Source organism: Thalassobaculum litoreum DSM 18839, from assembly GCF_900102465.1.
Lineage (GTDB): Bacteria > Pseudomonadota > Alphaproteobacteria > Thalassobaculales > Thalassobaculaceae > Thalassobaculum > Thalassobaculum litoreum.
Genome location: NZ_FNBW01000007.1, coordinates 100,383 through 116,299, shown reverse-complemented (window position 1 = coordinate 116,299; position 15,917 = coordinate 100,383). Strand labels below are relative to the sequence as shown.

The 15,917-nt window shown below is 66.8% G+C and carries 18 protein-coding genes; 7 read left to right on the top strand and 11 right to left on the bottom strand.

The window, feature by feature from the left end; all coding sequences use genetic code 11:
• Nucleotides 1-34: 34 nt before the first annotated feature.
• Nucleotides 35-298, top strand: a complete 264-nt coding sequence (locus BLS34_RS12665; RefSeq protein WP_038013961.1) for a hypothetical protein — start codon at nucleotides 35-37, stop codon at nucleotides 296-298.
• 74 nt (nucleotides 299-372) lie between these two features.
• Nucleotides 373-627: a hypothetical protein gene (locus BLS34_RS12660; protein WP_028794050.1), complete on the top strand. Its 255-nt coding sequence runs from the start codon at nucleotides 373-375 to the stop codon at nucleotides 625-627.
• Nucleotides 628-637: 10 nt separating this feature from the next.
• Here the strand turns inward: BLS34_RS12660 and BLS34_RS12655 are convergent, their stop codons facing one another.
• From BLS34_RS12655 to BLS34_RS12645, 3 genes are all read right to left on the bottom strand, one after another.
• Nucleotides 638-1,192, bottom strand: coding sequence for an RBBP9/YdeN family alpha/beta hydrolase (locus BLS34_RS12655; RefSeq protein ID WP_093150805.1), 555 nt, complete (start codon nucleotides 1,190-1,192; stop codon nucleotides 638-640).
• Nucleotides 1,193-1,230: 38 nt separating this feature from the next.
• Nucleotides 1,231-2,172: an acetamidase/formamidase family protein gene (locus tag BLS34_RS12650; protein WP_093150803.1), complete on the bottom strand. Its 942-nt coding sequence runs from the start codon at nucleotides 2,170-2,172 to the stop codon at nucleotides 1,231-1,233.
• A 143-nt stretch (nucleotides 2,173-2,315) separates the two neighbouring features.
• The gene (locus tag BLS34_RS12645; RefSeq protein ID WP_139189298.1) at nucleotides 2,316-2,933 is read right to left on the bottom strand and encodes a hypothetical protein; all 618 of its coding nucleotides are present in this window, start codon (nucleotides 2,931-2,933) and stop codon (nucleotides 2,316-2,318) included.
• A 213-nt stretch (nucleotides 2,934-3,146) separates the two neighbouring features.
• Between BLS34_RS12645 and BLS34_RS12640 the strand changes: the two genes are divergently transcribed.
• The gene (locus BLS34_RS12640; RefSeq protein ID WP_139189296.1) at nucleotides 3,147-4,049 is read left to right on the top strand and encodes a hypothetical protein; all 903 of its coding nucleotides are present in this window, start codon (nucleotides 3,147-3,149) and stop codon (nucleotides 4,047-4,049) included.
• A gap of 36 nt (nucleotides 4,050-4,085) precedes the next feature.
• On the opposite strand, the gene BLS34_RS12635 is transcribed toward BLS34_RS12640, so the two are convergent.
• Nucleotides 4,086-4,871 (bottom strand): hypothetical protein, encoded by a 786-nt coding sequence (locus BLS34_RS12635; RefSeq protein ID WP_139189294.1) that lies wholly within the window; start codon nucleotides 4,869-4,871, stop codon nucleotides 4,086-4,088.
• Nucleotides 4,872-5,078: 207 nt separating this feature from the next.
• On the opposite strand from BLS34_RS12635, the gene BLS34_RS12630 reads away from it, so the two are divergent.
• Nucleotides 5,079-5,438: a DOPA 4,5-dioxygenase family protein gene (locus BLS34_RS12630; RefSeq protein ID WP_093150799.1), complete on the top strand. Its 360-nt coding sequence runs from the start codon at nucleotides 5,079-5,081 to the stop codon at nucleotides 5,436-5,438.
• Between the two features lie 143 nt (nucleotides 5,439-5,581).
• Here BLS34_RS12630 and BLS34_RS12625 read toward each other — a convergent pair whose 3' ends face one another.
• Complete coding sequence (locus BLS34_RS12625) at nucleotides 5,582-5,845, bottom strand: DUF6356 family protein (RefSeq protein ID WP_245701970.1); 264 nt, start codon at nucleotides 5,843-5,845, stop codon at nucleotides 5,582-5,584.
• Nucleotides 5,846-5,917: 72 nt separating this feature from the next.
• Between BLS34_RS12625 and BLS34_RS12620 the strand changes: the two genes are divergently transcribed.
• Nucleotides 5,918-6,379 carry an Lrp/AsnC family transcriptional regulator gene (locus BLS34_RS12620; RefSeq protein ID WP_093150797.1) on the top strand — a complete coding sequence of 154 codons (462 nt, stop codon included), beginning with the start codon at nucleotides 5,918-5,920 and terminating at the stop codon, nucleotides 6,377-6,379.
• Here BLS34_RS12620 and BLS34_RS12615 read toward each other — a convergent pair.
• The 3 genes from BLS34_RS12615 to BLS34_RS12605 all read right to left on the bottom strand — a co-directional run bounded on the left by BLS34_RS12615 (nucleotide 6,363) and on the right by BLS34_RS12605 (nucleotide 11,166).
• The gene (locus tag BLS34_RS12615) at nucleotides 6,363-8,186 is read right to left on the bottom strand and encodes a sensor domain-containing diguanylate cyclase (RefSeq protein ID WP_093150795.1); all 1,824 of its coding nucleotides are present in this window, start codon (nucleotides 8,184-8,186) and stop codon (nucleotides 6,363-6,365) included. The two genes, BLS34_RS12620 and BLS34_RS12615, sit on opposite strands and share 17 nt — an antisense overlap.
• A gap of 130 nt (nucleotides 8,187-8,316) precedes the next feature.
• Entirely contained in the window at nucleotides 8,317-10,152 is a 1,836-nt protein-coding gene (locus tag BLS34_RS12610) for a sensor domain-containing diguanylate cyclase (RefSeq protein WP_175474209.1), read from the bottom strand.
• A gap of 120 nt (nucleotides 10,153-10,272) precedes the next feature.
• On the bottom strand, nucleotides 10,273-11,166 hold the full coding sequence (locus BLS34_RS12605; protein WP_215906099.1) for a TauD/TfdA dioxygenase family protein: 894 nt from the start codon (nucleotides 11,164-11,166) through the stop codon (nucleotides 10,273-10,275).
• 95 nt (nucleotides 11,167-11,261) lie between these two features.
• Here BLS34_RS12605 and BLS34_RS12600 point away from each other — a divergent pair, with 95 nt between their 5' ends.
• Complete coding sequence (locus BLS34_RS12600) at nucleotides 11,262-12,230, top strand: aldo/keto reductase (RefSeq protein ID WP_028794038.1); 969 nt, start codon at nucleotides 11,262-11,264, stop codon at nucleotides 12,228-12,230.
• A 5-nt stretch (nucleotides 12,231-12,235) separates the two neighbouring features.
• Here BLS34_RS12600 and BLS34_RS12595 read toward each other — a convergent pair whose 3' ends face one another.
• A complete protein-coding gene (locus BLS34_RS12595) occupies nucleotides 12,236-13,528 on the bottom strand; it encodes an MgtC/SapB family protein (protein ID WP_169400845.1) in 1,293 nt (430 codons plus the stop codon).
• A 115-nt stretch (nucleotides 13,529-13,643) separates the two neighbouring features.
• Between BLS34_RS12595 and BLS34_RS12590 the strand changes: the two genes are divergently transcribed.
• A complete protein-coding gene (locus tag BLS34_RS12590; RefSeq protein WP_093150786.1) occupies nucleotides 13,644-14,885 on the top strand; it encodes a Zn-dependent hydrolase in 1,242 nt (413 codons plus the stop codon).
• 83 nt (nucleotides 14,886-14,968) lie between these two features.
• Here the strand turns inward: BLS34_RS12590 and BLS34_RS12585 are convergent, their stop codons facing one another.
• Both BLS34_RS12585 and BLS34_RS12580 read right to left on the bottom strand, forming a co-directional pair.
• Complete coding sequence (locus BLS34_RS12585; protein WP_093150785.1) at nucleotides 14,969-15,529, bottom strand: type 1 glutamine amidotransferase domain-containing protein; 561 nt, start codon at nucleotides 15,527-15,529, stop codon at nucleotides 14,969-14,971.
• Nucleotides 15,530-15,710: 181 nt separating this feature from the next.
• Nucleotides 15,711-15,890: a hypothetical protein gene (locus BLS34_RS12580; protein ID WP_028794034.1), complete on the bottom strand. Its 180-nt coding sequence runs from the start codon at nucleotides 15,888-15,890 to the stop codon at nucleotides 15,711-15,713.
• Nucleotides 15,891-15,917 lie beyond the last annotated feature (27 nt).

The following is a 15,917-nucleotide window of genomic DNA, read 5'->3' as shown; positions in this document are numbered from 1 at the left end:
ACCTTGAGACCGTCAGCGTCCTGAGGAGGCCGGAATGGGTGAGGTCATCGCGTTCCAACACCGACCGCGCGCACGCGCCTGGAGCCCGACCGATCTTCGCGCCCTGGACCGCCTCGTCGCCCGGCTGCCCGCGGCGACCGGCTGGGAACTGGACCCCGGGACCTGCCGCGCCTTCATCACCGGGGCCGAGGACGAGACCCTGCTGATCGTCAGCCGCGAGGCCGACGGGCTCGCCGTCGCCTGCGGCTGGGAGCGCGCGCCGCACTGGCACGGCCGCTCGCTGGAGCGCTACGGCTGAGCTTGACGCCGGGCCGGCGCCGCGTACGGTGGGTGGGAGATCCGGACAGGATCGGCCGGCAGGCGGAGGATCCCATGGCGTTCGACATTTTCGGTGAAGCGCGCGAGGACGGCGACGGCGCGGCGCCGCGCTACCAGGCGGTCTCCCGCCTGGACAAGGTTGCCATCCTGGTGGGCCTGCTCGACGCCACCATCGACCACGAGCGCAACAAGGACACGCCGTTCGAGGCCGCGGAATGGCTGGTCAAGCACTACCCCCATGTCCACCCGAACGATCTCGACCATGTGCTCGACGCCGGCCGCCACGCGCTGACCCGGCTGGTCGGATAGCGCCCGCCGATCAGGCTGGGGGAAGCTGGCCCAGGAACTTGCCGAAGGTCATCAGCCCCTCCGGCCAGGGTCCGTGTCCGCTGTCCGGGTCCACGTTTCCGCTTTCCCGCAGATCGACCAGCCGGGAGCCCCAGGCGCCGGCCAGATCCTCCGCCACCTCGAAGGCGCAATGCGGATCGTTCCGGCTGGCCAGGACCAGCGACGGGAACGGCAGCGGATCGCGCGGCAGCGGGCGATAGCCCTCGGCCACGCCGTGATCCGCCGCCTCGATATCCGGCACCGCCGCCAGGAAGGCACCCCGAACCTTGCCGTCCGCCAGGTCGGAGGCGGCATGGACAGCGGCCAGGGAGCCGTAGCCGTGACCCACCAGCACGACCGGCCGGTCGGCACCGGCAACGGCGTCGAGGATCGATTGCACATAGGCGTCGCGGGCCGGGCTGGACCAGTCGTCCAGCGCCACCCATTCGGCCGTCTTCAGTCCGGCCTGCCAGCGTGCGTACCAATGCCCGTCCGTCCCGCCGCCGAGGCCCGGCAGGACCAGAATTGTCGCCTCCGAAGATTTCATGCCGTGTCGTCCAGTCTGATGCGGCCGGACGGGTCCTCTCAGGCTCCGCCCAGCGCCGATTTCGGGAGCACCACGTGGATGCCCTTCTCCTGGTTCACCAGTTGGGTCACCCGCACGTCGGCCGCAAGGCTCATCAGCATGAAAGCCTGACTGCGCGACAGGTTGGTGGTGTCGACGATCCAGTCGATCATCTGGCGTAACGCATGACTGGCCGCGTTGTCCAAATCCGCGTTCATGCCCATGGTGATCCGCGCGTCCGGGGTCTCGGCCCGGGGATAGTCCAGGGACAGATCCTTGCGCAGATGCACTTCGATCTCGCCTTCCAGGGCGGTCTCGATGGCGGTCACGCAGACCTCGCCGTCGCCCTGCACGCCATGGCCGTCGCCGAGGGACAGCTTGCCGCCCTTGGTCCAGACCGGCAGGTAGAGCGTGGTGCCGGCGATCAGTTCCTTGTTGTCCAGATTGCCGCCGTTCTTGCGCGGCTGGATCGTGGAAATCGCCCCCCAGCCGGCCGGCGGCGCCACGCCGATCACGCCGAAGAACGGGCGCAGCGGAAGCTCGGTGCCCCAGGGCAGGCGACCGACGTTGCGCTCGGCATCGAGATTCACGGTCATGCGGTCCGGTTCGTCGAAATCCTCCGGCAGCGCGCCCGCCAGCGGCCGCACCTTCGTGTAGCCCCAGTCCTGGCGCAGCTTGATGTCGAGCAGGCGGATCTCCAGCACGTCGCCCGGCTCCGCCCCCTCGACCGCGATCGGCCCGGTCAGCAGGTGACCCGGCATCCGGCGCTCGGAGCGCTTGTGGATGTCGAGCAGTTCCGGCGGGATGTGGTAACCGTCGCCCGGCAGGTCCTCGGGCGCGCCGGACACGGTCTCGACCGTCACACGGTCGCCGCTGGCGATGGTCATGGCGGGCGCCATTCCCGCGTCGAACCAGCCCCAATGGCAGGTCTCCGGCGAAGCCTTCAGATGATGATGGGCCATTCAGTCCCCCGTCGCTCGACATTGCAGATGTTCCGACGATGATGCGACGGACGATGCTGCACTGCAATCGATGGCGCGCGGATCGGAGCGATCCGCGAAGTGCCGGTTGTAATCGGGGTTTGAAGGCCGGGCGTCCGGCGGGGTCAGAAACGACCGCTGCGCAGGCTCCAGGGCGTGACCGACGGACGGGCCATGGCATCGACCGCCGCGACACCGTCGTCGACGCCGATCCGGCGACAAATCTCGGGCCAGAGCGCGCGCGGATCCCGGCGCAGTTCGTCCTCGTCGACGGTATGGATGCGCTCCGCGCCGACACCGAAACCCGTGACCCGCCGCTCGAACGACTCAAGGGCCTTGCGGGCCGCCTCGACGACACGGGTGATCGCGCCGGCGCCCACGGTCCGGGCCGCCGACTCCGCATCGCGAGTCAGGACCAGCAGATCGATGTCGGGTGGGTTGAGAAACGGGAACATCGGCCCGCTCGGATCGTGCAGGACAATTGCGGACTTGCCGGTCGAGGCCCGCAGCGTGGTGAAATAGGAGGCCAGGGCGGCGCCCCCCTCCTCGCGCGCGAGGGTCAGCAGCGCGTCGCCCGACCGGTCGCCGGCGGAGGCCGCACTCACGGCCCGGCGCGCCACGGCATGGAGTGTGTTTCCAAGCGTCACCGGCGGCAGCGCGGCGATGTCGGGATGGCAACCGAGTTCGGCCATGAACCGCCTGGGGTCGGTCACCGGTCCGGCAATCAAAAGTATGTTACGCATCCGCTAATCCCGTGGAGTCCAATGAGGCCAAACAACCAGAGGCATGCCGCGCTTTTCCTGTCGCGGAGAGTTTCAACCGTTTCGCGTCGGACTGCAAGCCTTGGTGGAAAGTCGCCCGCGAATCGGCTGTTTGCCTAAATGTTCATCACAACGACCTTGACCAAAACCGCATACAAGCGATGATATGACGGGACGTAGGTCAGGGTTGGGGCAATGATCAATAGTAGCCGCACAACGGGCTTGATCGGCATCACCACTCAGTGGATCGACGAGAGTGGGCGGGTGGCCGACCTTGCCGCGAAACTGGGCAGACTGGGCGAAGACGTTAGCGAGTTCGCCATCCACACGATGGGATGGATCCGCTGCACGTCCATCGGCGCGTTCGAGGAGTATTCCTTCGATGCACGGTCTGTGCACACCCAGGCGCTGACCACGCTTCTGGATCGGCTGGTGAGCGATACCGCTCCGTCGACGACCCGCCTGCGCTGCATCGAGGTCACCACCGCCCGGGGCACCACCAAGATCTCCGACGACCGGCCGGACCGCATGGTCAGCCTGGTGCTGAAATGCATGGAGATCGTCAATCCGCGCGCGCCGAAGGACTCCATCCGCCGGGGCCGTATGGACAGTTCCGGGATCGCCGCGCTCGACGACCCGGTGGCCGCCCGGCTCATCGCCGCGTGGAAGGCGTCCGGTGCGACGCTGCGCGCACCGATCCTGGACCTGATGACCGATCCGAGTATCAACCGCGGCATCAAGGTCATGGTTCCCCATGGCGAGACGTTCCGGCTGATGCGTTATCACGGCTCGCCGAACGCGCCCTGGGATCCGGCGACATGGCGCGCCTTCGAGGGCGGAACCCTCGACCAGGTGGTTCCCGACCGCGGCATGATCGAATCCGTCAAGGCCTCGACCCGCACCGCACTGGCCATCCGCGAGCCGCTGGTGGAGTTCTGCGAAGGCGTCATCCTCGCGAGCCAGGGGCTCAAGGAATTCCAGTGGTACCGGATCTCGCTTCCGGTCGATGTCCCGACCAATACCGCCGGGTTCGGCGATGTCGGCCAGGGCGTCCTGGTCCTGCTGTCGCCCGTGCCGCAGACCCGACAGGCGGCGTAGGCCGGCGCACCGGCGCCACGCCGCCCGTATCGGTGGTCACGCGATCCGCCGGTTCTCGTCCACGCGATAGATCAACGGAACCTCGCCCGCACTATGGGTCAGGGTCTGCCGCGCGATGTAGTCCGCGTCCTTGGCCAGCAGCACCCATTCCTTCTTCTCGGGCCGGGCCGGATGGGTCCAGATGATGCTGTCGAGAACGTGCTGCATGTCGTAGCTCTTCGACACCAGCCCGCGCTCCGCCATCACCTTTTCGGTGACGCTGACCATCCCGACCCGGCCCCATCGCGCATGGGCCATGGACCCGGCGGCGATGCCGAGAAGTTTGGGGAAATTGGTCTGGCGGCCGCGCAGGTCCGGGCGCACCCACAGCCCACCCGTCCAGTACACCTTGTCCTGAAGGCGCGAGGCATAGGCGTCGGCATCGCCCTGAATGCTGAGCCGCTCGCCCGGGATCATCTGCTCGGCCGGGTTGCTGTAGAACAGACTGAGCGTCTCCAGGTGATCGGCCATGGATGTGACCGTGAAGCGGTAGAGCCGCACGCCCAGCGTCGCGGCGATGCCGGCGTCGTCCCGCACGGTGAGGCCGATGCAGTCGCCCGTCCGCGCCGGCTTGAACCGGCTGTCGAAGGCGCTCGGCACGTACTTGCCGACCTCCCGCAACCGATCCTTGAAGGTGTCGATGTCGTCGCAGGCCTGCAGATCGAGCTTGGCCTGGTGGAAGTCGCGATCGATCCGGATCAACGATTCCTGGATTTCACTGCGTCTGGACTCGCATTCGGCATGGATCGGGCCGATTCCTGCGAGAAACGGTCTCTCAGCCATCGTGATGTCCCCCACTGAAGCTGATACTGGGAAATCAACCCTAAGGAGACAATTGTATGCGGACGATGGGCAGCCCGCGACTCGCGGGTCGCGTTGATTTCTCTTCGGCAGGAAAATCACTGCGCGACGGGCGACTCGGGAAAGGTCGCATCGTTACGGCCAAGGCCGCTAAAATGCGGTATATCCGGCGGAACCAGGGAGAAGGCGATGAGCGAGACACCGAAGACCGGGCCGGAGGCCATCGAGAGCTGGCATGCGCATGTCTATTTCGACGCGCAGACCGCCGCGCCGGCCAGAGACCTGTACGCCCGGATCCAGGCCGCGTTTCCGGCGGCGGAGATGGGCCGGTTCCACGAGAAGCCGGTCGGTCCGCACCCGATGTGGAGCTATCAGGTCGCCTTCGCGCCCGATCTGCTGGCGAGCCTCCTGCCGTGGCTGACCCTGAACCGCGGCGGGCTCGACGTCTTCATGCACCCCAATACCGGCGACGGCATGGCCGATCACCGGGACCACGTTGTGTTCCTGGGCAAGTCGTATGCGCTGAAGCTGTCGATCTTCGACGGTTAGAGCAGATCGTGCGGTGACGGGATCACTGCGTGATCGCGCCCGCGTGCGTTAATCTGCTCTATCTCATTGTCTTAGAGACAAATTCACCGACCATATTGAATCATGAAATGATTCAATATGGTCGGATTTGGCTCTAGCGGATGTCAGGCGGTCTGGCGGCTGTCGGCGGCGGCGTGCCGGTTGCGATGGGTCACCATGCGGCCATGCAGCTCGGTGACGATCCGGCTGCCGGTCTTGGTGAACAGGAACGGAAGGATGCCGTGTACCAGGCAGGCCAGCCCGCCGAGGATCATGCGGAACCCGAAACCGCTCGCCATGCCGAGATGCTCGCCATAGGTCTCGCCGACGCTGGCGGGGTGGTCGGTGAACATGCGCATGCTGGCCCCCTCTTCGATCAGGTAAGCCAAGTGTGCCCTCGTTCCGGGCGAAACGGTTTGCTTTGATTGCAATGCAGAAGCCGATCTATAGAATATTTTTCTATGGATCATGTGGACCGTAAAATCCTGGACCTGCTGCAGCGGGATGCGGGGCTGGCGTTGGCCGACATCGCCGAGGCGGTCGGCCTGTCGACCACGCCCTGCTGGCGGCGCATCCAGCGGCTGGAGAAGGACGGGGTGATCCGCCGGCGGGTGGCGCTGCTGGACCGCGAGAAGATCGCCCTGGGCGTGACGGTGATCGTCCGGGTGCGGACCAACCGCCACGACATGGACTGGCTGGAGCAGTTCGCCCGCACGGTCGACGACATCGACGAGATCGTCGAGGTCTACCGCATGAGCGGCGACATCGACTACATCCTGAAGGCCGTGGTCCCCGACATCGCGACCTACGACGCGATCTACAAGCGGCTGATCACGGCGGTGCCGCTGATGGACGTGAGTTCAAATTTCGCGATGGAGGAGATCAAGTTCTCCACCCGGCTACCCCTCAGCTACGCGCCTTAGCCGCCGAGGACAGCGACGTCAGGTCGACGACCTTGCCGGGGGTCGGCTGTCCCTGGCCCTCGATCTCGTCCAGGTCGGAATAGGCGCGCACCTGGTTCCGGCCGGCCTTCTTGGCGGCGTAGAGCGCCGCATCGGCCATGGCGATCAGGGTGGCCTCGTCCTCGTCCGGGCTGTTTCCGACCCGCACGAGACCGGCGCTCAGCGTGTGGCCGATCTTGAATCCGTCATACCGCGTCGGCGTGTCGGCGAAGCGCTGGCGCACCCGGTCGGCGGCCGACCGGGCGGCCTCCTCGGTCTCGGCCTCGAACAGCAGGATGAACTCCTCGCCGCCGAACCGGGCGGTCACGTCGTTGGCCCGGAACTCCCGGCGCAGCATGCTGGCGAAATGGGTCAGCACGCCGTCGCCGGCGGCATGGCTGTAGGTGTCGTTGATGTCCTTGAAGCGGTCGAGGTCGATGAGCACCAGCCACAGCTTCCCGGGCCACAGTCCGGTGCGCTTCAGGTGATGCACATGGGCCTCGAAGCCCCGACGGTTCAGCAGACCGGTCAGGGAATCCCGGCTGGCGGCGGTTTCCGCAGCGATCCGCCGAACCTCCTGGCCGCGCAGCCACTGGGCCAGCGATGCGCTGAGCAGCAGGCTCTCGATCACGATGCCGATAAAGACCAGCCGCACGAGTATGATGTGCGAGATCGCGAGGTACGGCACGAAGTACGCAGTGACGCTGGCCGTCAGCAGGGTGGAGAGCGAGACCAGCCCCCACCCGAACGCCATCCAGGAGGCGTATTTGAGTCCGTCGCTCCGCCAGGCAATCCAGCTCAGCCAGGTCAGGTGGAACGGCATCGTCATCAACGCGAAGAAGGTCAAAGGCGTCTCGATGACCGGGGCCTGGGCCGGCAGCGCCAAGAGGGCCGCAGTCGCGTAGAAGCCGACCGCGACCCGCAGAACGATGTTGTGCCGGGGGTGCAGGCGCTCGAGATCCAGATGGCGTCGGACGAACTCGTAGGCGGCCGCCGTCAGCATAAACACCGACCAGTCGAAGCCGAGATGCTGCAACCAGGAATTCCCGGGGAACAGGAGCTGAAGCCCGACACCGGAGAAGATCACATAGGTCGAGGCGACGGCGCTCATGTAGACCGCATAGACGACCATGCGGGCCTGGCGCATGAAAATGCCGTAGAGCAGCCAGAACGACGCCGCCGTCGCCAGGCAGCCGATCCAGAACACGAAGAATGCCGTGCTGGTCACCGAGTGGTGTTCGAACCCCCGCTCGCTCCACAGCATCAGATTCAGATGGATCGGAATCGCATGGTCGTTGCCGAACCGCGCCACCACCTCGCGACGCTCGCCCGCCAGCACGGTGAACGCCACCGCCGCTCCCGCATAGGCCAGCGGCCGGTCCTCGTAGGCCTGCATCGCGTCGAAGGCTGTGCGGTCTACCTGACCGTCCGGAGAGATGGTGAAGATCGCGAAATCGGTCAATCGGCCGACGTCATGGGTCACCACGAGTTCGCGTGGCACCGCCGTGTCGTTCACCACTGCGAAGCGCATCCAGAACTTGGCGCTGGTCAGGCCACGCTTCCGCGACGCCTCGGTCGCCGGCTCCCAGCCGTCCGATCGCAGTGCTGCGTCGAGGGACAGCACGCCCTCCGGGTCCACCAGGAAGCTCGAGCGACCGAGAAGGCTCAGATCGTCGCGCTGTGACGAAAGGGGGATCTCCGGCAGATCCTGGAAATCGACGGCGCGGCTGGGCGAAGCGATCAGGACGAGGCAGAAGACCAGAACGAATATCGGGAGGCGAGCAGTCATGCCGTTTCCATCAGGCCACGATCCATCCGCGGCCCGATCCGAGCGGCTAGCCGGTGATCCTGGGCATTATCATCAAAACCGAATGATCGGAAAGGCCCATCGCACGGCCGACGGTCTCCGGCCGTGGCCCTCACTGCCGTGCCGTTGCCGTCTCGATAAGGGGCGACAGCTCGGCGGACCCGCCCGGAGCCGGCCGCTGCGCGATCTCTGGATCGGTCAGTTCGGAAGAGGCCCGGACGATATTGCGCCCGGCTTTTTTCGCCCCATACAGCGCCGCGTCCGCCATGGCGATCAGGGTCGCCTCGTCCCCGTCGGGTCCGTCGGCTACCGGCACCAGCCCGGCGCTCAGGGTATGGCCGATCATCGACCCCTCGTAGCGGGTCGGCGTGCCGGCGAAGCGTCGACGCACCCGGTCCACCGCCGAGCAGGCGGCCTCCTCCGACTCCGCTTCAAACAGCAGGATGAACTCCTCGCCGCCGAAGCGCACGGTCACATCGTTGGCCCGAAACTCCCGGCGCAGCATGGTTGCGAAATGGGTCAGGACCGCATCGCCCGCCGCATGGCTGTAGGTATCGTTGATCTCCTTGAACCGGTCGAGGTCGATGAGCGCCAGCCAAAGCCGGCCCGGCCACAGACCCGCCTGTTTCAGGTGCAGGACTTGGGCGTCGAATCCCCGACGGTTCAGGAGCCCGGTGAGGGAATCCCGACTGGCCTCGGCTTCCGCGGCGATCCGCCTGACCTCCTGGCCCCGGAGCCATTGCCCCAGAGAGGCACTGAACAACAGGCTCTCGACCACCGTGCAAGCGAAGACCAGACGCGTGAACTCCGCCTGGGAGAGGTCGAGGTAGGGCAGGTTCAGTTCGCTGCCGAAGACGCCCATCACGGACGACGCCGTCACACCGCCCCAACCGATCACCATCCAGCTGGCATAGGAAATCCCGTCCCGGCGCCAGGCGATCCAGCTCCGCCAGGTGACGTAAAGCGGGGCTCCCGTCATGGCGACGAAGGTGAGCGGCGCCTCGATTTCGGGATAGCGGCTCGGGAACGAAACGACGGCCATGCAGAGGCAGGCCGCCGCGCCCAGCCGCATGAAACGGTCGTGGCCGGGATGCAGCCGCGCGATGTCGAGATGTCGGCGCGCGAACTCCAGACAAGCGGCGCCGACGCAGAACATGGCCCAGTGGAAACCGAGCCCCCGCAACCAGACGGTCGAGGGGAAGAGAATCTGTTCCCCCACGCCGGTGAAGCTCAGGTAGACCGCGACCAGCCCCGTCATGTACAGCGCATAGACGACCATGCGGCCCTGGCGCATGAACGCCCCGTACAGCAGCCAGAAGGCTGCCGCCGTCGTCAGACAGCCGACCAGAAAGACGATGAATGTCGTCAGAAGCAGGGTGTGACGGTCGAAGCCGGCGGCACTCCACAGGTTTATGTCCGTGTTCATCGGGACCGGGAACGCGTTGCCGAAGGCGACGGTCACGTCCCGTTCCTCGCCCGCCGGCAGCAGGATCGACACGGCCGGCAGCGGCGAGGCGACGGCACGCTGATCGTACGGCAGGCCCGGATCGACGTCGGTGCGCGTCAGGCTGCCGTCCGGGACCCGCACATAGGCGGTGAACGCCGTCAGGTTGGCGATGTCGTAGCTGGCCACCACCTCTTGCGCGGTCCCGGTGTCGTTGCGCAGACGGAAGCGGATCCAGAACAGGTCGTCAGTGATCCCGGCATTGCGTCTGTCGGGTCCCAGCCATTGCCAGTCCGGCGAGGTCAGCGCCTGGTCGAGATCGAGAACCGCGCCCGGATCCCGCAGGATCAGGGCATGGTTGATCAGTTCGATACCGTCGCCGATCGTGGACAGGGCAATGGTCGGGACGGCGTGCGGCGATCCGGTCTGGCCCAGGGCCGGGCGCGCCCACACGCCCAGAGCGCCGCACAGGCAGATCAGCAGCAGAAACAAGCGGACGGGCATGCGATTTCCATAAGACCCGGAACGTTCGGCACCCATCTGCTCAACCGGCTCGCAACCTAATCCTCAGCCATTTTAGGGAATGTGCGACAGAATCCCAGCGACCTGATCGGCCGCAGAGGATTATCCCGCATAGGCCGCCGGCTTGAGCGCACCCTTCACCTGGGTTCGGCGCATCAGCCGGCGCGATGCCGCGTCGAACGGGTCGCGGCGGTGCATGGTGGCCCGATTGTCCCACATCAGCACGTCACCGATCCGCCAATGGTGCCGGTAGGCGTTCTCCTCGCGGGTGGCGTAGGACCACAGCTCGTCAAGCAGCGCCTCCGACTCCGCCAGGTCCAGCCCCTCGATATGGGCCATCCGGCGGCGGCCGAGATAGAGCAGCGGTTGGCCGGTGTTCGGATGGGCGATGACCACCGGATGATAGGTTCCGGGGCTCTCGCGCGGGTCATCGGTCGGGGTCACCCCCTGGCGCACATAGCCGCCGGAATTGTAGGTGCCGTCATGCTTGATCCGCAGTCCCTTCACCCGGCGTTTCAGCTCCTCGGGCAGGGCGTTGTAGGCGGCGTTCATGCCGCACAACCAGGTATCGCCACCGGCCGGTGGCACCTCGATCGCATGCAGCATGGAGATGTCCGGCGGGGCGGCGAGATAGGACATGTCGGTATGCCAGACCGCCTCCCCCGCTCCCAGGCTGCCGATCTCCTTGCCGTCCGGCCCCTTGATGTTGGAGACGAGATAGACCTCCGGCAGGCCTGGCACCGCGGTCTGCCCGTTCTCCATGATCGGCGCATGGTCGAGTTCGCCGAACCGGCGGCTGAAGGCCACGAGCTGCTCCGGCGACAGGTCCTGGCCGCGGAACAGCAGCCCGGCATGACGATCGAAGGCCTGGCGAATGAAGGCGAACTGGGCGTCGTCGACATTGCCCAGGTCGATCCCCAGGATCTCGGCGCCAACGACCGGGGTCAGCGGGCGGGCATCCATGCCCATGCTCGCGGATTGTGCGGTATCGCTCATCATATCCTCCCGTATTCCCTGTTTTTTCCAAGGCTACACCCGACCATGCCCCGCCTGCTAGCGTTGCTGGCGAAACAGGAAATCGGGAGAGACGCATGGAACAGCGCAATCTCGGGCCCTTCGGTCCGGTCAGCGCCCTCACACTCGGCGGCGGCGGGATCGGCCATCTCTGGGGCAAGACGACGCGCGAGGAGTGCCTTGCGACCGTGAAGGCGGCGGTGGATGGCGGCATCACCCTGCTCGACATGGCGCCACGCTACGGCGACGGCGAGGCGGAGTCGGTGATCGGCGAGGCGTTCGGCGGCAGGCTGCCGGCGGGGGTGCGGGTGACGACGAAATGCCTGCTCGGCGGCACGCCCCCGGCGGAGATCGAGGCCCGCCTGCGCAGCTCCATCGCCACCAGCCTGAAGCTGATGAAGCTTGAGAAGATCGATCTGTTCTTCCTGCATTCCAACGTCGCCCCCGACGACCACCCGATGCGCGGCCATCCGGACGCCGCCGTGCGGGTCACCCCCTACTCCGTGTTCTGCGAGCATGTGCGTCCGCTGTTCGAGACCTTCGTGGCCGAGGGCCTGATCGGCGCCTGGGGCCTGACCGGCATCGGCCAGCCGGACGCGATCATCCGGCTGCTGGGCGAGAGCCCCGCCCCGGCCGCCGTACAGGCCATCAGCAACCCGATCGACAGCCCCGGCGCGCTGAAATTCTATGACGGCCCTACCAGGCAGCGCGACGTGATTGCCACGGCCAAGGCCAACGGTGTGGGCGTGCTCGGCATCAAGGCGGTGCAGGCCGGCGCGCTGTCGGCCGAGATCGACCGCCCCCTGCCCGACGATCACCCGGAAATGCTGGACTACAAACGGGCCGGCCGCTGGCGCACACTGGCGGCGGAGATCGGCGAGGATCCGGCCGACCTCGCCCACCGCTATGCGCTGACCATGGACGGCGTCGACACCGTCGTCCTCGGGGTGAAGAACCGCCGGGAACTGGCGATGTGCCTGGCGGCGGAAGCCCGGGGACCGTTGGATGCTGATCTGGTCCGGCGCATCGACGAGAGTTTCGACTGACCGGATCAGCCGATAAAGCTGCGCGCCGCGATCGCACTGATTGCGATCAGAACGGAGAACCCGAACAGGCCGGCAATCCCGGCGGCGAGTTGCCGATCGCCCAACGCCGCGACCAGCGCCGCCTTGGAGATCATGTTGGCGATCACGGCCACGCAGATGACATCAGCAATCGGAAGGCCGTCGGGGGCGGAAGCCGCTGTGTCTCCGACGGTCTGCGCAAGTCGCGCCATGGTGATGGTCAGCGCGTCCACATCGGCCAGACCGGTGATCGCAGCCACCACAATCAGGCCCGCGCCCGAAAAAAGCGAACGGCCGATACTGGCGGCCAGCGAGACGAGACCGACCAGCAGCGCCATCAGCACGCTTTCGCCGATCGGCACCGGTGCGTCGATCATCTCGGCAAGCCCGCCCGGGCCGACCGGCGCCGCCGGGTGCAGCAGCCTCCAGAGCATCCAGCCGAGGGACAGCAGACCGATCGGCGCCAGCACGGAGACCAGATCGGTCAGGAGCGCCGGGGCCATCAGACCGGCCACGGCGCCGACGCGCACCACCATCACCGCGTTGGCCGCAGCGATCGCACTTGCCAGGGCCGGGGCCAGGCTCGGCTGAGCCCGACTCAGCCGGGCGGAGGCCAGGGTGACCGCCGTCGACGAAACCAGGCCGCCGGCCAGCCCGAACAGCAACGGACCCGCCCGTGACCCCATCAGTTTCACCAGCCAGTAGCCGACGAACGAGATCGTGGCGAGGGCCACCGCGATGATTCCGATCTGGCGTGGGTTCACGAGCCCGTCGGGGCCCAGGTCGGCATCCGGCAGGACCGGCAGCACGACCACGGCGAGCAGGAGCAGCTTGATCGCCGCCTCGAGCTCGCGTTCGGCCAGCCCCTTGAGAAACCGGTGCAGAGGCGCCTTCGCCTCAAGCACGGCGGCCACCACCGCGCCGCCTGCCGCCGCATAGGTCGGATAGCCCCAGCCGGAAAAGACGGCGAGCAGGAAGGTGGTCAGTGCCGACACTTCCGTGGTCAGGCCCAGATCGCGGTCATCGGCACGCAGGTATGACACCACGAGCAGCGACGCCAGCGCGACCAGTCCGGCTCCGACCAGCAGTTCGTTGCCGACAATCCCGAGGATGCCTCCCGCCATGCCGATCAAGGTGAAGGTCCGCAGGCCCATGGTGCGTGCGCCGGCCTCCAGGGCGCGCTGGCTCCAACCACGCTCGATACCGACGATCACCCCGACCGCGACTGCCACCGCGAAACGCAGGAGCATCGCCTCATCGACAAGCCAAACCGTGTCCATGGCGACAGCGTACCGCAGATCAAACCGCTTCGGGGGGCGTCTCAGTGTCTCGTCCCGACATGCCTGACCGGCTAACATGCGCCCATCGTTTCAATGGCTCACGTCGGAGACCCCCATGGCCCGCAATTCCATCGCCATCGACGGCGCGCGGTTCTGGTCGACCATCGAGGCATCGGCGGAGATCGGCAAGGGACCGCGCGGCGGCCTCGCCCGGCTCACCCTGAGCCCGGCCGATGGCGAGGTGCGCGATCTGTTCGCCGAATGGTGCACCGATGCGGGCTATGCCCTCACCGTCGACAAGCTCGGCAACATGTTCGCCAGGCGGCGCGGCACACACGACAACCTTCCGCCGGTGGTGATCGGCAGCCATCTGGACACCCAGGCGGCCGGCGGCCGGTTCGACGGCATCGTCGGCGTGCTGGCCGGCCTGGAGATCCTGCGGGCGCTCGACGATCAGGGGATCGAGACCAGGCGGCCGATCGAGGTGGTGAACTGGACCAACGAGGAAGGCGGCCGTTTTCCGCCACCGATGCTGTGCTCCGGCGTCTTCGCCGGCATCCACGAGCTGGACTGGGCGCTGGAACGGGCCGACGAGGACGGCACCACCGTGGCCGACGCGCTGACCGCCATCGGTTATGCCGGAGACGCGCCGGTGGGAGGGCGGGCGTTCGACAGCTATTTCGAGATCCATATCGAGCAGGGCCCGGCGCTGTACGAGGCCGGGGTGAAGCTCGGCCTGGTGACCGGCACCTATGTCGCCCGCGGCATGCGGATCGAGGTGACCGGCGTGAACGCCCATAGCGGGCCGACCCCGATGGACCGGCGGCGCAACGCCATCGTCGGCGCCGCGTCCGTCGCGTTGGAGGTCGACCGCATCGGCCTGAAATACGCAGACCGGGAGGCGAAATCGACCGTCGCCCGGCTTGAGGCCTGGCCGAACAAGCCGGGCATCATCTCCGACCGGGCGACCCTGTTCGTCGATTTCCGCTCGCCCGACAGGGAACTCACCGAGACCATGGAGGCGGAGATCCGCCACGCCCTGGTCGACTGCGCCCAGCGCTCGCGTACGGACATCGCCGTCGGCGACGCCTGGAGCTTCAACACCCCGGTGTTCGACGCGGAGTTGCAGGACCTGATCCGCGGCGCCGCCGCCGGCCAGGGCGTGGAGCTGATGGAACTGCGCAGCCAGGCCGGACACGACGCCTACAACATCGCCAAGATCGCCCCGTCGGTGCTGATCTTCACGCCCTGCGATGAGGGCATCAGCCATAACGAGGCGGAGAACACCTGCCTGGAGGACCAGCTTCCCGGCATCCAGGTGCTGGCGGAAGCGGTGGTTGCCCGGGCCAACCGGTAACCGGCTACCCAAAGAAAATCCCCCTCCCGGAGGCCGGAAGGGGGATCGCGTTCGTTTCAGATCGTCAGGTCCAGCTGCCTGGATCAGGCGGCACGGCGCTCGTGCCGCCCCTCCTGGACCTCCTCTATGATCTTCTCGCAGAAGGCCTTGAGGTCGTCCGGCTTGCGCGAGGTGATCAGGCCCTGGTCGACCACGACCTCGGAATCCTCCCACAGGCCGCCGGCGTTCTTCACGTCGGTCTGGATCGAGCCGTAGGACGTCACGTTGCGGCCCTTGATCACGCCGGCCTCGACCAGCAGCCAGGGGCCGTGGCAGATCGCGGCGACGGTCTTGCCGGCATCGAAGAACGACTTCACCAGCGCAACCGCACTGGGGTTGGCGCGCAGGATGTCCGGGTTGATCTGACCGCCCGGCAGAACCAGCGCGTCGAAATCACCCGCCTTGGCGTCGGCGAGATCCATGTCGACATCGACACTCTCGCCCCAGTCCTTCTCGTCCCAGCTCTTGATCGCGCCGGTTTCGGGCGACACGACGGTCACCTTGGCGCCCGCCTCCTCAAGCCGGCGTTTCGGCTCGAACAGCTCGGACTTCTCGAACCCGTGGGTGGCGAGGATCGCGATCTTGGCGTCGGCGATATTGGGCATTGTCGTCTCCATTCATCTCGGGGATCCGCCCCCTTCGTCATGGTCGCCGATCCGCCGTGTCGCGGCGGTCGCGCGCCCATGGAACTCATGTCGGGAAACGTGCCTCGTCGCCGGTCGTTCCAAGAATTGCCGACCCGTGCGGCGCACGGTCGCGCCGGCCCCGGACGTCGGTCCGGGGGGCTCAGATCACACGGATGGCGGCAGCCCCGCCGAAATTGCCCGTCAGCAGGGTCTTGGCGTGGCGGATCATCTTCGGACCAGCCGGCGCGCGGATGGTGAAGATGCTGCGGTCACCGACCCTGTCATGGGTGACGTAGGAGTGGAGGCCATAGGTGATCAGGAAGCTGTCTTCGTTCTTCATGGGATATCCTTGGGTTCGATGCGCGAA

What these genes read in the sequence shown, in the direction of transcription:
- BLS34_RS12655 (WP_093150805.1), bottom strand. Translation starts at nt 1,192, where the DNA reads ATGAAATCTTCGGAGGCGACAATTCTGGTCCTGCCGGGCCTCGGCGGC.
- BLS34_RS12650 (WP_093150803.1), bottom strand. Translation starts at nt 2,172, where the DNA reads ATGGCCCATCATCATCTGAAGGCTTCGCCGGAGACCTGCCATTGGGGC.
- BLS34_RS12605 (WP_215906099.1), bottom strand. Translation starts at nt 11,166, where the DNA reads ATGAGCGATACCGCACAATCCGCGAGCATGGGCATGGATGCCCGCCCG.
- BLS34_RS12665 (WP_038013961.1), top strand. Translation starts at nt 35, where the DNA reads ATGGGTGAGGTCATCGCGTTCCAACACCGACCGCGCGCACGCGCCTGG.
- BLS34_RS12660 (WP_028794050.1), top strand. Translation starts at nt 373, where the DNA reads ATGGCGTTCGACATTTTCGGTGAAGCGCGCGAGGACGGCGACGGCGCG.
- BLS34_RS12635 (WP_139189294.1), bottom strand. Translation starts at nt 4,871, where the DNA reads ATGGCTGAGAGACCGTTTCTCGCAGGAATCGGCCCGATCCATGCCGAA.
- BLS34_RS12600 (WP_028794038.1), top strand. Translation starts at nt 11,262, where the DNA reads ATGGAACAGCGCAATCTCGGGCCCTTCGGTCCGGTCAGCGCCCTCACA.
- BLS34_RS12580 (WP_028794034.1), bottom strand. Translation starts at nt 15,890, where the DNA reads ATGAAGAACGAAGACAGCTTCCTGATCACCTATGGCCTCCACTCCTAC.
- BLS34_RS12615 (WP_093150795.1), bottom strand. Translation starts at nt 8,186, where the DNA reads ATGACTGCTCGCCTCCCGATATTCGTTCTGGTCTTCTGCCTCGTCCTG.
- BLS34_RS12590 (WP_093150786.1), top strand. Translation starts at nt 13,644, where the DNA reads ATGGCCCGCAATTCCATCGCCATCGACGGCGCGCGGTTCTGGTCGACC.
- BLS34_RS12640 (WP_139189296.1), top strand. Translation starts at nt 3,147, where the DNA reads ATGATCAATAGTAGCCGCACAACGGGCTTGATCGGCATCACCACTCAG.
- BLS34_RS12595 (WP_169400845.1), bottom strand. Translation starts at nt 13,528, where the DNA reads ATGGACACGGTTTGGCTTGTCGATGAGGCGATGCTCCTGCGTTTCGCG.
- BLS34_RS12645 (WP_139189298.1), bottom strand. Translation starts at nt 2,933, where the DNA reads ATGCGTAACATACTTTTGATTGCCGGACCGGTGACCGACCCCAGGCGG.
- BLS34_RS12610 (WP_175474209.1), bottom strand. Translation starts at nt 10,152, where the DNA reads ATGCCCGTCCGCTTGTTTCTGCTGCTGATCTGCCTGTGCGGCGCTCTG.
- BLS34_RS12585 (WP_093150785.1), bottom strand. Translation starts at nt 15,529, where the DNA reads ATGCCCAATATCGCCGACGCCAAGATCGCGATCCTCGCCACCCACGGG.
- BLS34_RS12620 (WP_093150797.1), top strand. Translation starts at nt 5,918, where the DNA reads ATGGATCATGTGGACCGTAAAATCCTGGACCTGCTGCAGCGGGATGCG.
- BLS34_RS12630 (WP_093150799.1), top strand. Translation starts at nt 5,079, where the DNA reads ATGAGCGAGACACCGAAGACCGGGCCGGAGGCCATCGAGAGCTGGCAT.